The organism is Clostridium sp. CM036 (genome assembly GCF_055081135.1).
The window spans coordinates 3,346,675-3,365,171 of record NZ_CM143652.1 but is presented as its reverse complement, the minus strand read 5'-3'; the positions used below and the strand labels follow the sequence as shown (position 1 = coordinate 3,365,171).

Here is an 18,497-nt window from a genome sequence, read left to right as displayed (position 1 = left end):
CTATACTATCATATAAGCCCTCAATTACTTTTATGTTATATTCAAAATAGTAATATAGCAAAAACCCATATCTATAATTGATATGGGTTTTTCTTACGACGACCTGTATGAGACTGTGAACTATTTTTTTATTGCTTATAATCATCTTTCATTCGGACATCATAAGCTACTCGGAGTGCAGTGCCAATTATACTTGCCATTACTACACTTATATACACGCACGCTATCATCCCTAGCCCCAAAAGTCCAGCACCAAAATCATTTGGATCGGACTGAGTGTTGAAAAAATTTGGCACTTCAAATGTGATTATAGGAGAATAAACTAAATAATAAGGAACAGTAACTAATAGTATATTTACCCAATTTGCCTTTATAAAAAATGCCATTATAATTATATAAAATAATGTTAATAAACCAATCCCCAAAACTAGTATTGTACCATTCTTAAACGTCCAATCACATTGTAAATATACTCCTCCAGCAATAGCAAAAATAATACTTATTATTTGAGTTATAATAATCTGTTTTAAAACTTTTGAAATATTCTTCTTAATATAATTCACCTTCTTGATTTAATTCAATAATTCAGCTCCGCAGGAGATTATTTAACAATCACTTTACCAGTCGTATCAATAAATTTCCATTCATCTTTTATGTATACAGATCTAAATACATTTGTATTTTCGATAATAGAAAACATCTCATTTTATAATGAAGATATTCTTCTTTGGATAGTTTCCGATAGTCGCATTTAACATTTCTTCTCTATCTTTGCTTTCCTAAAAAATATAATTTACCTTCCGAAAACGAACTACAACAAATTGGTATAATAAAAATTAGTCTATATTTTTAATAGTGCTTACAACCGATGAAAGCTCTTTAGAAAGTTTTTTATAATTAACGTACTCAGGGTGATCAGGTGGGAACCCTACATCCATAGGACCACCTATAATATAAGTAACTCCCCTTGCAGTAATATATCTTTTACCTATACCATCCGACATACTTTCATCAAAATCGGGTGATTTTTTTACAATTTCAAAGAGCATACCTCCGGCTATAGGATTAACCGGCTTAAATTTTACGACCAACCCATTATTATCTTCTTCAACCGTATACTTATTTTCCCAAGACGCTGGAAAAGCAACAGAAAAGCCCAAATTATTACTGACATATTCTTGTGGTGATGCTGAGATAATTTTTTTTGGTGAAGGCACTGTTTCTTCAGAAGGTGCTGTTTGTTTTGAAGAAACTGTTTTTTCAGAAGGCACTGTTTTGGTTGAAGGAACCGTTTGTTTTGAAGAAACAGTCTTTTCAGAAGGTACTGTTTGTTTTGAGGAAACTGCTTTTTCAGAAGGTGCCATTTGATTTGAACAAACTGTTTTTTCAGAAGGCGTTGTTTTTTCTGGAGAAACAGTTTCTTCAGAAGAAGGCTGTGACTTTGAATCTTGTACTTCTTCAGATTGCTGTGGTTGCTGCGGTGATGCATCCTGTGAAGTAACTGATGGTTTTGTATTTGCAGCTTTTTCACTAGATGATGACTTTGTACTAGGTGCAGTATTACTAGCAATCTTTGTGCCCGTGGTGTTTTTATTTGTGGTAGTATTATTTTTATTTGGTTGTTTTTTACCTGTTATATAAAAAGTTCCGACTAAAATAATGAATACAATAACTATTATAGACCCTCTAACTAATTTTTTTTTAAATAATTCAATCATATCTATTCTCCTTTTAATTGTAGATTTATTATTAAAACATAAAATAATATAGCTATTGATCCAACATCCCAAACAATTAATAATATTGATATAGGTGTTAAATAAATATTATTATTTGATTTAATAATAGGTTTTTGTGTTTTAAAAGTTTCTGAAACATTACTAAATGATGTATTGTCAATAACTTTAGCATTGATTATAGTATATTCTGGTAAAATTCTTAGCGTAATATTTGGCATGGCAATATTCCTTATAATATACAAACTTAAATCTGCTTGTATATTATAAGGAATAAGCAATTTTAATAAGAGTAGCAACCTTCATTACCAGCCATTCTGAATCTGATATTTTAGGTAAATCTTTCATTGTTAACACCAACTGTAAGAACTAAAAATCATAATTGTCTACACTTGTATTCTACAAGCTTAGTGTAACAGAAAAATTTTCAAAGTCAATATTATTATACAATTTATGCATTATTATACTTTCATTCCTTATTTTATAGCGGCTCCGCAGGAGATGTTTTAACTCAACGGTACACAGCGGTTCTATAAGTAATATAAGCACCAATATAATATTTGGTTATACTGATTAGCCCTAGATTTTCTAGGGGTTTATCTTTATATTAAATATGCATAAACACAGAGGCGTATACTTCTTCTTACCCATTGGTCTAACTCTTTATATTGGCATCACAAACCAAACCAATAGTTCTACGGGTTAGAATTATTTTGATGAAGAGTATGTTATAATAATTAAAATATAAGTAATTTATAGGAAATTAGGTGTACATAAAAATAAATTAATTACCTCAATAAAACTTTAGTAATATAACATACCTTAAAAATAGCATTTTCTGAAGAAAGGAGAAGATCTCTTAAGTAACCTATAATTCACATGATTATGAAAGGAATGTATGTTTAGTGAAAAATAATAATGAATTTCTTGAAAACTATACGCAAATACCAGATAAACAGGCTATAAGAAAATTTATTTGGGGTCTTGTTCTCATTGTAAACATTTTAAATTACAGTGAATTATCCTATTATAAAGATTCTATATTAAATATGCCTATACCAAATTCTATATTAACTTTATTAATTGCCATTATTTCTATTTTCGATTTAGGTTCATTAATTTTTTATATTTTTCCCAAGCGATTTAACAAAATAATTTGGTTATATACAGCTATCGCTTTTACAGGAACTTCAATTTTTAATTTCTTTATTTCTTCCTTGGTCTTCCTACATGAATTAAATAGCCCTATATCTTATTTAATTGTAATAATAAGTTTATTAATATATATACTTATTATTACTGCTATAATATTTAATATAAAAAATAAGTTAAAAAATGGTTATAGCAAAAAACATATTAATAAGGCATTTGTAGGAATATTTTCTTCCTTCTGTATTTCACTTGGAATAATTTTATCAAAACAAATAGAATTTAACAATATCCGTTTTGCAATTTCTCAATTAGTAATGGCTTATTTACTAATACTCCCATGCTCAGGATTTCATAAGTTTTATTTAATAATTAAAAACAAGGACAAATATAATAATCATGAATTAGGTAGTAATCCACTAAAAAAATAAAATTATGTTTTGCCTAATCAAATTTGTACAAAACTATAATCGTTGACTTTTTAAGAACTTGATCTAATAAAGTTTTGTACTATTAATACAAAACTTTAGATTTATTAATAATATTTTATGTTTTTTTAATAAATTTCTTATAATATAAACTTTTTACTTTAGGACCTAACAATATAAATAAAGTAGGCAATTTATATTATTTTTTACAATGATGGGAGTATGTATATATATTGTGGATAACTAAAGGGTTAATAACTAGTCAATTTGACAGTTATTAACCCCTTACAGACATGAATCTTATTTTTTACTTCTATTTAAACATGCATCTTGCTTCTAGGATGTATGTCTAAAATTGTTTACTTTGCAAGTTCATATAGTGCATGAGCATATATCTTAGCATTCGTAATTAAATTGTCTATTGTGATATATTCATTTTTTTTATGAATAGTATCTGGTTCCCCTGGGAACATTGGTCCAAAGGCTACAGTATTAGGCATTTCTTTAGCATAAGTGCCTCCACCTATGGATAGCAATTTAGCTTCTTTTCCAGTCTGCTCAGCATAAACCTTTTGAAGTGCCTTAATAATTGGACTATTTGGTGAAAAATATAATGGTTCTTGATGTTCAAACTTTTCTACCCTTATTCCAGTTCCATCAATTTTACTATTAAATGGAGTCATCATATCCTCTAATTTCTTTGTTACAGGATATCTTAAATTTAAAGTCATTGTAGCTGAATTTTCATTCATATCTACAACTCCAACATTAAATGATAACTTACCTGAATTCTCATCTTCAAGGCAAACACCAAAAGACTCTCCGTGTGTTTCCATACCTATGTTTTCATTTAAAAACCCTACAAATTCTGACGCATCATTCGATCCAAGGTCTAATGTTCCAACGAAAGCAAATAATTGCATTATAGCATTTTTACCAAGTTCCGGTAAACTTCCATGAGCTGCTTCGCCTATAGATTTAATTATTACCATATCTTTATTAACTACTGCAGAAAGCTTGTAATTATTATCTTTTATAAAAATCTCCAACGCTTTAACAATGCTTTGTGCGTTAGTAGCCACGATTCCTGCCTCACAATAATCAGGTACTATGTTAGATACTTGACCACCCTTAATATATTTTATAAAGTTTTCACCCTTATTCTTGATCTTAAAATCTTTTACAATGTTAAAAATAGTTATACCTTTTTCTCCATTGATTATTGGATACTCTGCATCTGGAGTAAATCCAGCAACTGGTGCTTTTTCTTTTTCTAAGTAATATTCAAGTTCCTTGCTTCCGGTTTCTTCATTAGTTCCAAATAGAACTCTAATTCTTTTAGATATAGGCAATTTCGCATCTTTAATAGCTTTTAATCCATAAAGTGTTGCCATTATTGGTCCTTTATCATCTGTAGTTCCACGTCCGTACATTTTTCCATCATGAATTTCTGCAGCATATGGTGGATGAATCCATCCTTCACCTTCAGGAACTACATCTAAGTGACCTAATGCTACAACATAATCTTCACCTTGTCCATATTCTGCATATCCAACATAACCATCTAAGTTAACTGTATGAAAGCCTAAATTCTTTGCAGTGTTTAAAGCACATTCTAGTGATTTAGCTACTCCATCGCCAAAAGGCATTCCTGGCTTAGCTTCACCTTCTACACTCTTAATTCTTATTATTTCTTGAGTAGACTTAACAATATCCTCTTTCATAACGTCAATTAATTTATTTAATTCCATATTCGTTCCCCCCCACTTATAGTCTACGTCCGCAGCTTTATCTACATTCGTAGCTTTATCTACATTCGTAGCTTAGTTAAGATATCATATTATTTATTATTATTTTTCAAAGGTAATCCATCCTTTTTGAGATAAATACCTTAGAAACATAATTAACCTATTAATAGCATTCTGCTCAGTATCATCAAATTTTTGAGCCAGAGCTAAAGCTATATCATAAACAGTTTTAGTGCCATCACAAAGTTGCCAAACCATAGAACCCATTTCATCAAGCTCTATATCATTAACTTTTGGTTTTTTTATGAGCCATCTCACAAATTTTTCTACTGGTTTATTATGGTTAAAAAACAGTTTTACTTTTTTATCACTTACAGACCATTGTTCAATCTTTCTTAATGGTCTGTAAATCATAAAATTTTCCTGTGATTTTTCTTTGTTTTTTTTATTAAACATACATTTCTCCTACAAAGAAGTTAAGAGCCATAGTGGCTCTTAACTATATTTTTTCTTTATTTTTCATTAAGTTAAATATTGTTTACCATGTATAATTTTAACATTAAACAGTAGTTTTGTCCACTTTTGTAGCAAACATGTAGATCCATAATCCTAATCCCAAGAACATTATTGTAGCGAATTCTGGGCTTGCAGCTAAACGTGGAAATAATCTTGCTCCAAAACCTATATCTAACCAAGCAATATTGGGATATAAATTCTGAAGCGTTGCAAATCCTGCGACAACTATACCCATTAAAGCATCTCCTGCAACAAGCCCTGATGCAAGAAGTATACCTTTTTCCACTTGTACCTTTTGTTTTTCTTCGTCTTTCTTGAATTTCTTTTCAACTAATATTCTAATAATCCCACCACAAAGAATAGCTGAGTTTAAATGTATTGGTAAATATATTCCAAGTGCAACTGGAAGTATTGGAATTCCTGCCATTTCACAGAATATTGCAATTGTAACTCCAACAAATACTAATGCCCATGGAAGTTCACCAGTCATTACACCTTTGATAACCATTGACATTAATGCTGCTTGAGGTGCAGCAACATCTTTGCTCCCTATAACATATGTGCTATTAAGCATTAATAATACTCCACCAGCAACCGCTGCAGCTGCAACTATTCCTAAGTACATACCAATCTGAACACTCTTTGGTGTACCACCGATTACATAAGTTGTTTTTAAACTTTGTGCAGTACCACCAGAAACACAGATAGCAACACAAACTATACCGCCTATAATAACAGCTGCGATCATTCCTTTATCACCAACGTTACCTGTAATCTTTAATATTGATGTTACAATTAACAATGTAGCTATAGTCATACCTGAAGCTGGGTTATTTGAACACCCAATTAATCCAACCATTCTAGCTGATACAACCGCGAAGAAGAATGAGAATACAACCGCAAGTATTCCACCAACTATACCAACATTAATTATTGGTAATAACCATGAAAGTAAGAATACTAATACTGCTGCGCCTACAACCCAACTTATTGGTGCATCAATGTCGGATCTTTTTTGAGCATTCGCCCCACCTGCTCCAATGCCAGACATAGCTGATTTAAAAGATTTGATGATTGTTGGAGCTGATTTTCCAAGACTTATAAATCCACCTGCTGCAACCGCACCAGCACCTATATATTTTATATAACTTTTCCAAATATCCCATGCTCCCATTTGACTAATAACTGTTACTGATGGAAATAATGGCGCTTGCAAACCATGTCCAACATACATTATTAGCGGCATAAGTCCGAACCATGCTATTAAAGAACCCCCAAACATATAAAGTGATGCTCTAACCCCGACTATATACCCAACACCTACAAGAGATGCTAACGTATCAACACCAAATAATGTTCCTTGCATAGGCTTTATCGTCCATTCGGCTTCTTCGACCCAAAATTTAAATCCACCAGAGAATAGCTTAAAAATTGCTCCCCCTGCAAGTCCTGTCAATACTGCCTTAAATCCTGAGCCACCTTCACTACCAGTTACAAGAACCTCAGCAGCTGCCATACTTTCTGGATATATAAGGGTACCATGTTCTTCTACTATTAAGAAGCGTCGTAGAGGTGTAACAAATAGCACTCCTAAAAGTCCTCCAAGTAATGTTACAACAATTATAGTAGAGAGTTTTAATTCCATACCCCAAAGTATAATTGCTGGAAGTATAAATATAATTCCGCCTGCTAGTGATTCTCCCATAGCAGCAATTGAAGATACCATATTAGCCTCTAATATGTTATTTCTTTTAAATAAACCTTTAAGTATTCCTGTAGCCAAAATTGCTCCTGGAATACCTGCTGAAATTGTCATACCTACTTTAAGTCCTAAATAAGTGTTTGCAGCCGCAAATATCATTGCAAATAACATACCCATTATTATGGATATTGCCGTAAGTTCTGGCATTGCTTGGCTCGCTGGTACAAATGGTAAATAATCATCACCTTTAATACCACCGTAAGCTGTATGAGAAAGTTTTTTTGATTCCGCCATGATATATCCCCCTCTTGATTATATATGTTAATCATCTATTAATATAATTCATAATACCATATGTTGTAATAATAACTATTATGAAAATTTATCGTATTTAACCAAATTTTCTTATTTCAATAATTTTTCAGTTAAATCCCTACAAAATGCTCGTTTTAGCTTAATATATCACTATAATTTTATTCTTAATATTGCTTTTGAAACCGTACAAATTTTTTTATTCATTTTAAAATATTTAGTTAATGTAGATTTATATTACATCTTGAAGTACAGAAGAATATTGGTATTTTTTTATCGAATATATCGTTAGGAAATGTAAAGCTTTACCATGGTTTTTTTATTGCAAAACCCTTAAGCTAGAGGGATGCTAAATTCAATTATTAGACTATATTATAACTTCCTAACTAATTAATTTTCAAAAAATGAAAATAGCAGATATATAAACTTGCATTTATATCCTGCTATTTTATTATTTTAATTTTCCAAATCTACTAAACGGACTAATTATAATTCCTGCCTTACCCATTATATCTTTTTTAGGTATAAAAGGTTTATCCCAATATCTTGCATCTAGAGAATCTACTCTATTGTCACCCATAAAGAAATAACTATCTGCTGGCACTTTATATTTCCCTGTTTTACCACCTGGAAATACAACATAACTTTCATTTATTTTTTTATTATTTATATATACAGATCCATCTTCTTTAACTTCTACTATATCATTTGGAAGTCCAATAAGCCTCTTTATTAAATCTTCACCCAATTCATCAGAATGAAATACTACTATATCTCCATGTTTAAGATTATTTTTGTTATGAACTATTGTTACTAAAATTTTATCATTCAAATGTATTGTTGGTAGCATAGATCCAGTTGGAACAGTTACATTAAAGAAAACAACCTTGCGTATTACAAATGCTATTATAACGGCCACTACTATAGGTACTATCCAATCTTGAAATATTTTTTTAATAAAGTCCATAATTATCTCCTCCGAAATCTAACACATTAATATCTTATCACAATATTTACAATATATCAGTAATTAAAATTTATTTTCTTGTTAAATCATCTGTTGCGGAGCTGCAACATAATTTGGTATATAAAGGTGAAAAGAGAAGCCGACCTATTAAAAGTCACTTCTCCAAATTTGACGGAAATATATAAAATTACTGTATGTACTATTCCATGCGATGCGCAAAATGTTCCATGATTTTTGCCCAAATACGTTGTGTTTCGATGAATTCAGCATAATGTTTTTCCACATTTCTATTGTATTTCTCGAGTTCTGCCAAGACATTAATAAACTCAGGCTTTCCAAAATAAGCACTGATTTTGGGCAATGTTACTCTCAGCTGCTCTTTTATCTCTCTAATCTTATCCGTGTAGTGATCTGGCTGAGTTATATAGAGCAGTAATGGCTTATAACGAATCCAACCTATACATGCATTATAAAAGCGAGTTTTAACCTTGTCCGTATCAGCTTTGATAAACTTCAATCGAATTGGGAGAACGCCTTCTAAAAGGTGATTATATGTAGAAAATCCGTCATGGAATGTGTAACATGGCACCCTCAAAACTTTTCTCTCACTTAGACATGTGCTTAAAAAAGTATCCTCCCCTCTAGCTCCTGGTGGATTGTAAAAAGGGAAAATACGCTTAGGCTCAGTTAGGTTAATACACAGATTAGCACCTGAGATGAATTTAGAATGATTTATTTCTTCTACCTCTCTGGCCTCATGGCTAGTCAATGTCTTTGTATCTGCATATGTTATCCCACCATTTTTCATAACAGATTTTAATTTATCCCACTTAATAATATCATTACTAATAGCCTCAATAAAAGACCTAAAATCACCTTCGGTCATAGTGTCGTTAAATTCCATATATGGAATTGGAGATATATAACCACAGTGATGTCCGTGAGTGATGTCTGCTTCAGTGATATTATTAAGATGTTCTGCCAAAACAAACTGACCTCCCCAAATGGCAGTATCAAGCGTATTAGTTACTGCCATTGGGTATTCGTCATCATCCAAAAAAACAAGATAATCCATTTTGTTTTTTATAGCATTATATAGCACAGCGTTACGCTTGGCTGCATATCCTTTGCCAAAAATCATTTGAGTCTCCTCAAAACTAATGACGTTTTCTCTAATTAAATAATCAATTTCTTCTTTTATAGCAACGCTTCCAATAAATTTACTACTATCAATCTGCTTTACCAAATCGGGATGTACATTTGTGTAATCAGTTATTTCAGTTTTATTATAATGAAGATCATAGGCAACAAAAAGGTTTAAACTTAACCTTTTATCTGCTACCAAACCAGATTCCTTCCAATTGCTTATGTTAGTTCTCAGCACCTTTTGAAAACTCTTTCTTCCCGTCGCAAAACCTATTCCGACTTTGATCTCTTTGACGTTCGGCATTTAATCACTCCCTTTTATGAAAACTTTATGGTAAAGTATATCTCTATTGTATATTATACCATAACTAACCCATAAAATCACAAATAGCATTTCAGACTAAATACTACATTTTTCTTTGTCCAAATTATATTTTAATTAGACATTATTTATTATATATTGCTTTTTTTCTTGCAAAAATAAAGGGAGTCGTGAAATTCATGGATTTTCAATTTAAGTGTTATGACCTCAGGGACTTCGGCTTCCTGTTAATCGAAGCACATTTTCTAAACAGAGGTCATATAATGATTTTGTAATACTATGAAAGGATTAGCAATATGTATAATGTTTATGACCCATATCCTTATGGTGTTAATACACCTATGTATAACCCATACAATATGTATAATCTTTATAGAACCTATCAATGTCCTTATTACATTAACCCATCAATGCATACCTCAACTGATGAAATAGAGTATGATTCAATTCAGTTAAAGGATTATGGACCAGAACCGTTTGTAGTTAATATTAATGAGGCTACTAAGCAAAACAATACTTATCGTACCGCTTTATGGACAGGAAGCCATTTGCAACTTACCTTGATGAGCATCAAGGTTGGGGAAGATATAGGTTTAGAGGTTCATCCAGATCTTGATCAATTTATACGTGTTGAAGAAGGGCAAGGGCTTGTTAAAATGGGTGATAGTAAATATAACTTGGATTTTCAAAAAAACGTCTATGATGATTTTGCATTCATCATACCTGCTGGTAAATGGCACAATTTAATCAATACAGGTGACATACCACTTAAATTGTACTCTATTTATGCACCACCTCAACATCCACATGGTACAGTTCATGAAACTAAAGCAGATGCAGAAGCTGCTGAAGAGAACCACGACCACTTATATCAAAAGGGACAAAGAGCTCTTAGGCAAAACAAGGAATTTACCTTAAGTGAACTTGCTCAGTATGATGGTACTATGGGAAACCCTGCTTATGTAGCAGTTAACGGAATTGTATATGATTTAAGCGCTAATTCAAAATGAAGCGGTGCTACACACTATGGCTTAACTGCTGGTAAAGATTTAAGCTCTCAGTTTGAAAGCTGCCATGGAGTATCAAGCAAACTAGCTAAGCTTCCTAAGGTTGGTGTGCTTAAAGTATAAGCAAAAAACTATAAAATAAAATGAGATAACTTAAATACTAAGCTATCTCATTTTATTTTTATACTCTAGTAATAGTAACCTCTTGCTATTTTTGTGTCTCTTGATAAACCAAATGCGGTCTTCCGGGCTATTGTTCGCATTTTGATTTTAATTCGTTAAATAAGAATATTATATATTAACAAAACTAAACATTTAGTATTTCATTTGAAATTTCTTCAAATCTTTCATCAGTTATACCAAGTTTTTTCTTAAATATTTCATCTTCCATTCTTACAGTAATTATCTTGTTAGGAGATATCTCCTTAATAATATTTTTTATCTTCTGAATTGATTCTTCATCATCGGTATAGCCCTTTAGAATAGTTACTTCTAATATAAATTTGCCTTTATATTGCTCTCTAAAAGCTTTCATATTTGAAATATGATTCTCAAAAGTATACCCTCCAATTGGCCGCTGGATTTTTTGAAAATCTTCATTTGAAATAACCTTTATTTCGCCAATAACTTCCTCACACATGTTAGCAATCTCTTTAAATTCTAGCCAATTTAGAATATAACCGTTTGATAGCAGCTTAACTTGCAACCCTTTACCTTTAATAATATTAATCACATCAATAATTTCTTCATTCACTAAAGCTTCACCTTTTGAGTTAATAAAGATTACTTCTGCTTTTGTACTTTCTATCATACCTTCTAGTTCAATCAATGAACTATCTGTTTTATCAAATGATTTTTGGGTATCTACTTTATTTGGCGACCTTCCAATAGGACAAAATATGCAGTCAAAATTACAATGCTTTTCAGGCAGTATATTTACTTCCAGTACCCTTTTACCATCTTCAATATAAATCTCTTTATAACTAAACCCACCCATTGCTATATCCTCCTAAAATTACTCTATTACTACTTCCTTATTATTGATATCTAAAATTGAAATTTTGCTTGTTCCACCTAAATTGTCTTGTACTGCTTTTGCTAGTTCTTTTAATGCGTCCTGAAATTCTATTAATCTACTTTCATCAGTTAATTCAATACATAAAAAAGCATTAGTTGTATTTTCAGTAAGCATTGTTCTTACTGCTTCACGCCAATTCCAGCACCTGCAAATTGCTCCCTCATTATCTTTATATATTATCTCACCTTCATATGGTGGTTCACTTTTATCCGTTCCTAATGTAATAAAATTTTCATTTCCAACTGCCTTAGTCAATCTTATATCAGAAGCAAATGTATCGATATCCTCACCACCGCAGGGCAATGCATATCTTAATGAAATACAGTTGTAAATATCAACTAGTGGATTAATAGTCCCTAAATGATTTCCATTATTCACTCTCTTTAGTAACGCTTCTATTGATGCCCTTGCACCCTTCTTTGTTTTAAACTTTTGAAATGCCTCTCTCCATACTTTTATAACTTCGTTACTGCTAAATTCTGCATTCTGCAAATATTTTAAGGCTTCCTTTTCTGAATTTAAAATCATTTCCTTAAATGTTTCTTTATCTTTTATAGTGTTATCTATTCCATAACAAACAACAACTCCGATCCGTGCACTGGGAAATAGGCTCCAAAAATCATCTTCAATGACAAACTTTTTCATTAAAATTCCTCCTTCATATAAAAATGTGATAGCTACATATTTTACCCTTATCACTTTTCTTTAGCTAATAGTCTACTTATTTTTTGCTATTTCTAAACTATATACGATACCACTCTCAACAATTGCGATAATGGATTGATCATCATCTATAAAAAATTGCGGGCGGATGGATAAATTGTATTTTTTAATAAAAGAAATGGTGTCTACATTATAACCTTCTGGTTGCAAAATAAAGGGCTGATCCCTGATATCTTCAATGGTAACATATTTAGAATGAACAGGTTTGAAATTTTTCGGTGTAATGCATAAAAGTCTATCGATATACAGCGGCGTTTCTACCAAATCTTCCTTAACAGGCAAAGTAGAAAGGCCAATACCTACAACACCCGTTTTTGCCCAGAAAAGAACATCTTCATAATCACCTTGCATAATATTGATATCAATATTGGGACTCTCGTCTGAGGGAACATAAAACACACTATATTAAATTACTCAAATCCTCTAACCCTTTGCTACCAGCCTATTTTCTCTCTATCCTCGCAACGCACTCTACATGAGCCGTCTGTGGGAACATATCCACAGGTTGAATTTCTAAAGTTTTATATCCAAGTTCATCTAAAATCCCAAGATCTCGAGCTAAAGTGCCTGGATCACAAGAGACATATACTATAGTTTTAGGCTTCATGCTACTAATTGCTTCTAAAAGAGTTTTGTCACAACCCTTTCTTGGTGGGTCAACTACCACAACATCAGCTTTTACTCCCTGATGAAGAAGCTCTGGAATAATTTTTTCTGCCTCGCCTACTATAAATTCTGTATTAGATATATTATTTTCTTTTGCATTTATTTTAGCATTTTCAATGGCCTCGGGTATTATCTCTACTCCATATACTTTTTTAGCCTTCTGAGATAAAAATAAGGATATAGTGCCTGTACCACAATAAGCATCAAGCACCACTTCTCCACCACTTAAATTTGCATACTCTAGTGCTTTACTGTACAGCACTTTTGTTTGTATTGAATTAACTTGAAAAAAGGATAGTGGAGAAACTTCAAATTTAAATTCCCCTATGTAATCTGTTATAGTATCTTTTCCCCATAGAGTTACGCATTTCGCTCCTAATATTACATTTGTTTTTTCACTATTAATATTTTGGATTACACTCACTAATCCTTTGATTTTTTTAGTCATTAAGGCTATAAATTCTTCTTTGTAAAGAAGTGTTTTACCATTAGTAACTAATACCACCATTACTTCTCCAGTCTCAATCCCTTTTCTAATCATAATATGTCGAAGATTGCCTTGGTGATTTTCCTCATTATAACACTCGATATTAAACTCTTTTATCCATTGTCTTGTTAGCTTTACCACAAGATCTGCAACTGTATCTTGAATATGGCAATTTTCCATATTTATTATGTCATGACTTCTTTGCGCATAAAACCCAATATTCACTATAGAATTTATATTGCTAACAGGTAGTTGAACTTTATTTCTATAATTATAAGGACGCTCCATGCCTATTGTAGAATGTACTATGACCTCTTCTAATTTTCCTATCCTATTTATAACCTGTACTACTCTATTAGTTTTAAAATCCAATTGAGCCTTATAGTCTATATGTTGCACGTTACAACCGCCACAGTTCTTGTATATACTGCAAACTGGATCTATTCTACTTGCTGATTCCTCAATTATCTCTAATAGTTTACCAAAAGCAAAGTTTTTAGAAACCTTAACAATTTTTATTTTTACCACTTCACCTATAATTGCACCAGCTACAAAAACGGTAAAATTATCTATTTTACCTACTCCTTCACCCTCATATCCCATATTATCTATCGTCATTATATAATCTTCATTTTTTTTAACAGGAATAATATAATCATCAAACTTTCTCTTACTTTTCATTGTTTTTCCTCCCTAATTCTACCTTTATCCTCTTTACTAAAGCACATGAAAATAAATAGCAAGCAAGCTATGCTCGTATATTTACTCCCATGTGCTTATTAATTTTGATTTTATAATACCTAAAAAATGCCTACATCACAATTTAAAAAAATTCTATTATTCTTTAAAAGTCTCACATTGTGTTTTTTCAGTAGTTAAAGCACCTGTACCATTAACCATAATATTATCTGCAGCACATAAATTTTCTCTATTGTGTATACAATTTTTAGCAATGCATCTAATATTCGGACTCATCTCTATAGAGTCACTATTAAATACTTGTTTAAATTCACCAACTACATTCATATTAAGTACATTAGTTAATGAATTCTTTAATCCTTTTTCAGCAAATGTTTCACACTTCGTTGCCTCACTACTATGAGCATTTGACCCCGAGACATTGATAGTACTAGCTGAGCAAATTCCTGACATATTATTGACGCAATTTGTTGCGCTGCAACTTAGAGTTCCGCTCATGTTTATCACTCCCACTACTTATTTCTTATTATAATCTGTAGCTTTAGCTTTTATTATACTATAAAAATGAAAAATAAGTATAATAATTATTATTTTGCGAAAGCTGTTTCTTATATAATAAAAAAAAGCACCATGTAGGTGCTAAAAAAAAAAATCAGTTGCCATGTTGTTTTGTTTACACTTATAACTATATCCATATTTGTTTTCAATATACATGTCTATTGAAATTTTAAAAAAAGATTGCCAGTTAACTGACAATCTCTTGAGCTATAAACTCATTTTTTTTAGTTTTTTACATTAGCCCTACCACTATACACAATGCCTCTAGCTGCATCCATTGTTATAAATGAACCAGTTTTAATAACTTCTTCTGCTCCTATTGCACTATATATTATTGGAATTTCTCTTGATGTACATTCAATAACAACACTTGAACTTAATTCATCTTCTTCTACAATAATTCCTGAAACTCTATCTAATATGTCAATATATTCTCTATTTAATGTTTTCATTACTAAAATGTCTCCATCTCTCATAGTGTCTTTAGCTTCTTTTGCACTTTTTACATAATAAGCTGTACCACAAGCTGAAGCACTTATATTTCCCTTACCTTGAAGTAATATATCACCAACAATATGAACTTTCATCATATTTGTACTACCTACATAATTTGCTGGAATTCCAGCAGCAATAACTACTAAATCTCCCTTTTCTACATAGCCTTCTTTTAAAGCAATATTTACAGATTTATCTATAAGTTCATCTGTAGATTCTACCTTCTCTTCACATATTGCAACTACACCCCAGTTTAATGCAAGACTTCTAGCTATCTTTTCATAAGGAGTAACAGCTATAACAGGGCATTCTGGTCTGTAAGCTGAAACTTTTTTAGCTGTACTACCACTTTGAGTTGCAGTAATAATAGCTGAAGCCTTAAGTTCCATAGCTGTATTGCAAGTAGCTAAACTAATGGCATTTGGTACATTAGGAATGTGATATTTGCCCTTATTCTTTAAATTCTCTTCATAATTAAGAGCATTTTCAGCAGCTTTTGCTATTTTAGACATTATAGTTACTGCCTCTACAGGGTATTTACCATTAGCAGTTTCACCACTGAGCATTATAGCATCTGTACCATCGAATATTGCATTTGCAACATCTGATGACTCGGCTCTAGTTGGTCTTGGATTTCTCATCATAGAATCTAACATTTGAGTAGCTGTTATAACTGCCTTTCCAGCAGCATTACACTTTTGGATAATCATTTTTTGAACTATTGGAACTTCTTCAGTAGGGATTTCAACTCCTAAATCTCCTCTTGCAACCATAATACCATCAGAGAATTTAATAATATCATCAATATTATTAACCCCTTCTCTATTTTCGATCTTAGAGAAAATTTGTATATCTCCGCCACCATTTTCGTTAAGTACACATCTTATATCAAGTACATCTGATGCTTTTCTTATAAAAGATGCTGCAACAAAATCAACACCTTGCTCAGCTCCAAATTTTAAATCACTGATATCTTGCTCTGTAAGTGCAGGTAAGTTTATTGAAACACCAGGCACATTAACTCCTTTATGGTTACCTATCATACCAGTATTTGCAACCTTGCAATGTATTCTTTTACCTTTTACTTGTTCTACAATAAGTCCCACTAAACCATCATCTATTAGTATAGTATCATTCGGTTTAACATCTTCATATAATTTATTGTATGTTACTGAACAAATAGTTTCATCTCCAACAACTTCTTCACCACAAACAACAGTAAATTTTGCGCCTTCCTTTAATTCAACTTTACCAGCTGCAAAATTTCCTGTTCTGATTTCTGGTCCCTTAGTGTCTAGTATTATAGCAATATGTTTATTAAGCTCTGATCGTAGCTCTTTTACTAAGTCCATTCTTATCTTATGTTCTGCATGATCTCCGTGAGAAAAATTATGCCTTGAAGCATCCATTCCCGCATCAATTAAGCTTTTTATAGTTTCACTATTGTCACTTGCTGGACCTACTGTACAGATAATTTTAGTTTTTTTCATAAATTACTCCTCTTATTGTTAGTTTTTTTTATTTAATACATTATTACGTTGTCTTATATTTAAATCCCTTAGCAGATGCGCAACTCTGAAAGAGATGATTAACAGCTCTAAAAGAGATGCTTAACAGCTCTGAAAGAGATGATTAACAGCTCTGAAAAAGAGATTATTAGTAAGAAAGAATTTTTGAAATATGATAAAGTCTTTCATTAAATTTTCTTGGTATTTCTAATGCTTCATTGATGTCTTCATCCATTATTTTGCCATCTTTCATACCAATTACTCTTCCTGATTTACCTTCTATAAGAACTTCTACAGCTGCTACTCCCATTCTTGAAGCAAGCATTCTATCAAAGGCACTTGGGCTTCCACCTCTTTGAATATGGCCGAGTATTGTAGCTCTTGATTCAATTCCTGTTGTTTCTTCTACTTGCTTTGCAAGTTCATTTGCTCCGCCTACACCTTCAGCAAGAATTATCAGATTGTGCATTTTGCCTCTTAGTTTACCTTCAAATATAGTTTTGCATAAACCATCTATTTCATACCCTTTTTCAGGAATAATAACTTCTTCAGCCCCTCCGCCAATACCAGCGTATAAGGCTATATCTCCACAATTTCTTCCCATTACTTCAACTACACTAACTCTTTCATGAGAACTTGATGTATCTCTTATTTTATTTATAGCATCCAGTACTGTATTTAGTGCTGTATCAAATCCTATAGAATATTCACTATAAGGCAGATCATTATCAATAGTTCCAGGTATACCAACCGTTGCAATACCTAAATCTGATAAAAGTTGTGCTCCTTTGAAAGAACCATCTCCTCCAATTACTACTAATCCATCAATTCCAAATACCCTTAATACATTAACTGCCTTTGCTCTTCCAGCTTCTGTTTTAAATTCTTCACAACGGGCAGTTCTAAGAATAGTTCCACCTCTATGTATTATATCCGAAACAGAATGTCTATCCATATCAAAAATTTCACCGTTTATAAGGCCACTATATCCTCTTTTTACGCCCATAACTCTTATGCCTTTAAATATACCCATTCTAACTACTGCTCTAATGGCTGCATTCATTCCCGGTGCGTCGCCTCCACTTGTTAATACCGCAATTGTTTTCATAAAAATAACCTCCTTGTTGTTCTCTGTCTAAGATATCAACTATTGATTGTTACCTTATTGTACCAGAGGGACAAGTATAGTCCCACTGTAATTATAATATATTTATGTTTCCAAACAAAACATTACTACTAATTTTAAAATA

16 protein-coding genes and 1 pseudogene are annotated in these 18,497 nt (G+C 31.8%); 2 read left to right on the top strand and 15 right to left on the bottom strand.

The genetic code is table 11. From position 1 onward, the window contains the following. Positions 1-128: 128 nt before the first annotated feature. The 3 genes from ACWJKE_RS15945 to ACWJKE_RS15935 all read right to left on the bottom strand — a co-directional run bounded on the left by ACWJKE_RS15945 (position 129) and on the right by ACWJKE_RS15935 (position 2,017). Positions 129-563, bottom strand: a complete 435-nt coding sequence (locus ACWJKE_RS15945; RefSeq protein ID WP_462953571.1) for a hypothetical protein — start codon at positions 561-563, stop codon at positions 129-131. A gap of 273 nt (positions 564-836) precedes the next feature. Continuing rightward, positions 837-1,718, bottom strand: a complete 882-nt coding sequence (locus tag ACWJKE_RS15940) for a hypothetical protein (RefSeq protein ID WP_462958995.1) — start codon at positions 1,716-1,718, stop codon at positions 837-839. A gap of 2 nt (positions 1,719-1,720) precedes the next feature. Continuing rightward, the gene (locus ACWJKE_RS15935) at positions 1,721-2,017 is read right to left on the bottom strand and encodes a hypothetical protein (protein ID WP_216302661.1); all 297 of its coding nucleotides are present in this window, start codon (positions 2,015-2,017) and stop codon (positions 1,721-1,723) included. A gap of 624 nt (positions 2,018-2,641) precedes the next feature. On the opposite strand from ACWJKE_RS15935, the gene ACWJKE_RS15930 reads away from it, so the two are divergent. Next, positions 2,642-3,316 carry a hypothetical protein gene (locus tag ACWJKE_RS15930; RefSeq protein WP_462958994.1) on the top strand — a complete coding sequence of 225 codons (675 nt, stop codon included), beginning with the start codon at positions 2,642-2,644 and terminating at the stop codon, positions 3,314-3,316. Positions 3,317-3,672: 356 nt separating this feature from the next. On the opposite strand, the gene pepV is transcribed toward ACWJKE_RS15930, so the two are convergent. The 5 genes from pepV to ACWJKE_RS15905 form a co-directional block, all read right to left on the bottom strand. Continuing rightward, positions 3,673-5,064 carry a dipeptidase PepV gene (gene pepV, locus ACWJKE_RS15925; RefSeq protein ID WP_216302658.1) on the bottom strand — a complete coding sequence of 464 codons (1,392 nt, stop codon included), beginning with the start codon at positions 5,062-5,064 and terminating at the stop codon, positions 3,673-3,675. A 99-nt stretch (positions 5,065-5,163) separates the two neighbouring features. Continuing rightward, on the bottom strand, positions 5,164-5,517 hold the full coding sequence (locus ACWJKE_RS15920; RefSeq protein WP_462958993.1) for a PqqD family protein: 354 nt from the start codon (positions 5,515-5,517) through the stop codon (positions 5,164-5,166). 103 nt (positions 5,518-5,620) lie between these two features. Continuing rightward, positions 5,621-7,573: an OPT family oligopeptide transporter gene (locus tag ACWJKE_RS15915; protein ID WP_462958992.1), complete on the bottom strand. Its 1,953-nt coding sequence runs from the start codon at positions 7,571-7,573 to the stop codon at positions 5,621-5,623. A gap of 469 nt (positions 7,574-8,042) precedes the next feature. Continuing rightward, a complete protein-coding gene (gene lepB / locus ACWJKE_RS15910; protein WP_462958991.1) occupies positions 8,043-8,558 on the bottom strand; it encodes a signal peptidase I in 516 nt (171 codons plus the stop codon). Between the two features lie 199 nt (positions 8,559-8,757). Continuing rightward, positions 8,758-10,008, bottom strand: a complete 1,251-nt coding sequence (locus tag ACWJKE_RS15905; protein WP_216302654.1) for a hypothetical protein — start codon at positions 10,006-10,008, stop codon at positions 8,758-8,760. Between the two features lie 314 nt (positions 10,009-10,322). Here ACWJKE_RS15905 and ACWJKE_RS15900 point away from each other — a divergent pair. Then, positions 10,323-10,886 (top strand): annotated as a pseudogene (locus ACWJKE_RS15900) (cupin domain-containing protein); the annotation flags it as partial. A 454-nt stretch (positions 10,887-11,340) separates the two neighbouring features. On the opposite strand, the gene ACWJKE_RS15895 reads toward ACWJKE_RS15900, so the two are convergent. The 7 genes from ACWJKE_RS15895 to pfkA form a co-directional block, all read right to left on the bottom strand. Next, positions 11,341-12,030 carry a radical SAM protein gene (locus ACWJKE_RS15895; RefSeq protein WP_462958990.1) on the bottom strand — a complete coding sequence of 230 codons (690 nt, stop codon included), beginning with the start codon at positions 12,028-12,030 and terminating at the stop codon, positions 11,341-11,343. 18 nt (positions 12,031-12,048) lie between these two features. Continuing rightward, on the bottom strand, positions 12,049-12,756 hold the full coding sequence (locus ACWJKE_RS15890; protein ID WP_462958989.1) for a B3/B4 domain-containing protein: 708 nt from the start codon (positions 12,754-12,756) through the stop codon (positions 12,049-12,051). A gap of 72 nt (positions 12,757-12,828) precedes the next feature. Beyond that, complete coding sequence (locus ACWJKE_RS15885) at positions 12,829-13,185, bottom strand: LysR family transcriptional regulator substrate-binding protein (protein WP_462958988.1); 357 nt, start codon at positions 13,183-13,185, stop codon at positions 12,829-12,831. Positions 13,186-13,276: 91 nt separating this feature from the next. After that, positions 13,277-14,668, bottom strand: a complete 1,392-nt coding sequence (gene rlmD, locus ACWJKE_RS15880; RefSeq protein ID WP_216302649.1) for a 23S rRNA (uracil(1939)-C(5))-methyltransferase RlmD — start codon at positions 14,666-14,668, stop codon at positions 13,277-13,279. Between the two features lie 156 nt (positions 14,669-14,824). Further along, the gene (locus ACWJKE_RS15875; protein WP_216302648.1) at positions 14,825-15,184 is read right to left on the bottom strand and encodes a DUF1540 domain-containing protein; all 360 of its coding nucleotides are present in this window, start codon (positions 15,182-15,184) and stop codon (positions 14,825-14,827) included. Positions 15,185-15,468: 284 nt separating this feature from the next. Next, complete coding sequence (gene pyk / locus ACWJKE_RS15870) at positions 15,469-17,229, bottom strand: pyruvate kinase (RefSeq protein WP_216302647.1); 1,761 nt, start codon at positions 17,227-17,229, stop codon at positions 15,469-15,471. A 166-nt stretch (positions 17,230-17,395) separates the two neighbouring features. Further along, positions 17,396-18,355 (bottom strand): 6-phosphofructokinase, encoded by a 960-nt coding sequence (gene pfkA, locus ACWJKE_RS15865; RefSeq protein ID WP_216302646.1) that lies wholly within the window; start codon positions 18,353-18,355, stop codon positions 17,396-17,398. Between the last annotated feature and the right edge of the window lie 142 nt (positions 18,356-18,497).

Excerpts from the sequence above, each read along its gene's own strand:
- ACWJKE_RS15940 (WP_462958995.1), bottom strand. The coding sequence starts at position 1,718 with ATGATTGAATTATTTAAAAAAAAATTAGTTAGAGGGTCTATAATAGTT.
- pepV (WP_216302658.1), bottom strand. The coding sequence starts at position 5,064 with ATGGAATTAAATAAATTAATTGACGTTATGAAAGAGGATATTGTTAAG.
- ACWJKE_RS15920 (WP_462958993.1), bottom strand. The coding sequence starts at position 5,517 with ATGTTTAATAAAAAAAACAAAGAAAAATCACAGGAAAATTTTATGATT.
- ACWJKE_RS15915 (WP_462958992.1), bottom strand. The coding sequence starts at position 7,573 with ATGGCGGAATCAAAAAAACTTTCTCATACAGCTTACGGTGGTATTAAA.
- lepB (WP_462958991.1), bottom strand. The coding sequence starts at position 8,558 with ATGGACTTTATTAAAAAAATATTTCAAGATTGGATAGTACCTATAGTA.
- ACWJKE_RS15905 (WP_216302654.1), bottom strand. The coding sequence starts at position 10,008 with ATGCCGAACGTCAAAGAGATCAAAGTCGGAATAGGTTTTGCGACGGGA.
- ACWJKE_RS15895 (WP_462958990.1), bottom strand. The coding sequence starts at position 12,030 with ATGGGTGGGTTTAGTTATAAAGAGATTTATATTGAAGATGGTAAAAGG.
- ACWJKE_RS15890 (WP_462958989.1), bottom strand. The coding sequence starts at position 12,756 with ATGAAAAAGTTTGTCATTGAAGATGATTTTTGGAGCCTATTTCCCAGT.
- ACWJKE_RS15885 (WP_462958988.1), bottom strand. The coding sequence starts at position 13,185 with ATGCAAGGTGATTATGAAGATGTTCTTTTCTGGGCAAAAACGGGTGTT.
- rlmD (WP_216302649.1), bottom strand. The coding sequence starts at position 14,668 with ATGAAAAGTAAGAGAAAGTTTGATGATTATATTATTCCTGTTAAAAAA.
- ACWJKE_RS15875 (WP_216302648.1), bottom strand. The coding sequence starts at position 15,184 with ATGAGCGGAACTCTAAGTTGCAGCGCAACAAATTGCGTCAATAATATG.
- pyk (WP_216302647.1), bottom strand. The coding sequence starts at position 17,229 with ATGAAAAAAACTAAAATTATCTGTACAGTAGGTCCAGCAAGTGACAAT.
- pfkA (WP_216302646.1), bottom strand. The coding sequence starts at position 18,355 with ATGAAAACAATTGCGGTATTAACAAGTGGAGGCGACGCACCGGGAATG.